This window comes from Mycobacterium palustre, assembly GCF_002101785.1.
In the GTDB taxonomy this organism is placed as follows: Bacteria; Actinomycetota; Actinomycetes; order Mycobacteriales; family Mycobacteriaceae; genus Mycobacterium; species Mycobacterium palustre.
The window spans coordinates 1-1,146 of record NZ_LQPJ01000117.1 but is presented as its reverse complement, the minus strand read 5'-3'; the positions used below and the strand labels follow the sequence as shown (position 1 = coordinate 1,146).

The following is a 1,146-nucleotide window of genomic DNA, read 5'->3' as shown; positions in this document are numbered from 1 at the left end:
CGACACGCCACACCCCACCCGGGGGTTCTCCTCACATCAAGCCGACACGCCTGCTACCAACGTCCTGGCCGAGTACAGCTAGCTCGTGTCCCTTTTGCGCCGGGCGAGTTAGCCGTAGCCTGTGTGAATCAGGTCACAACCGGCTGGAGGCCCCCGATGCGTATTGCGGACGTCTTGCGGAACAAGGGTGCGGCGGTGGTGACGATCAACCCCGAGGCGACGGTCAAGGAGCTCCTCGCCGGCCTCGCCGAGCAGAACATCGGCGCGATGGTGGTAGTGGGCGACGAAGGGCTCGTCGGGATCGTCTCCGAGCGCGACGTGGTGCGCCAGCTGCACCGGCACGGGCCCAGCGTGCTGTCCGGCCCCGTCTCGAAGATCATGACCTCGGCGGTCGCCACCTGCGCGAAGTCCGACACGGTCGACGCCGTCAGCGCGCTGATGACGACGAACCGGGTGCGCCACGTCCCAGTGCTCGACGGCAAGAAGTTGATCGGCATCGTCAGCATCGGTGACGTGGTGAAGACCCGCATGGAGGAGCTCGAGGCCGAGCAGCGCCAGCTGCAGTCCTACATCACGCAGGGCTGACGGCCCGGCTCGCCCAACGTGCTTTGAGGGCGAAGATTCCGCGGTTTCGTCACCGTGGTTGCACGTTGGGCGAAGGGCTAGGTGTACCCGGCCATAACGTTGGTTACAGGCGGCTGATGGGTGGTAGGCCGCTGAGTGCGCTGTGGCGGCGTTGAGTGTTGTAGAACTTTAGCCAGGGTGCAAGTGCTTGGCCGCGGTCGGCGTTGGATGCGTAGGCTCGGCGGTAGCACCACTCGGTTTGCAGGGTGCGGTTGTAGCGCTCCACTTTGCCGTTTTGCCAGGGGCAGTGCGGTTTGATGAAAATGTGCTTGGTTTGCTGTTGAGCGATGACGGCGGCGACGTCGGCGGATCGCCGGTAGCTCAAGTGGTTGTCGGTGATCAGGCGTTCGATGTGTGGGATGCCCTGTGCGGCAAAGTACGCCGCGGCTCGGGTGATGAAGCCGGCACATGTCGCGCCTTTCTCGTCGGGCAAGATTTCTGAATAGGGAGCGTCCCGGGGAGTGGTGTAAGTGATGGCGGCGTGTCGGTCCCTGACGTAAGAGGGCCATCGCGTGAGTCTCT

General features: G+C 64.1%; 2 protein-coding genes. One reads left to right on the top strand and one right to left on the bottom strand.

What is annotated here, in order from left to right; genetic code table 11:
- The first annotated feature begins 156 nt into the window (after positions 1–156).
- A complete protein-coding gene (locus AWC19_RS18955; protein WP_085079549.1) occupies positions 157–585 on the top strand; it encodes a CBS domain-containing protein in 429 nt (142 codons plus the stop codon).
- Positions 586–688: 103 nt separating this feature from the next.
- Here the strand turns inward: AWC19_RS18955 and AWC19_RS18950 are convergent.
- Positions 689–1,146 (bottom strand): integrase core domain-containing protein (locus tag AWC19_RS18950; protein ID WP_245849137.1); only part of this gene is annotated, 458 nt, incomplete at its 5' end.

Coding starts and splice junctions, on each gene's coding strand:
- AWC19_RS18955 (WP_085079549.1), top strand. CDS start 157: ATGCGTATTGCGGACGTCTTGCGGAACAAGGGTGCGGCGGTGGTGACG.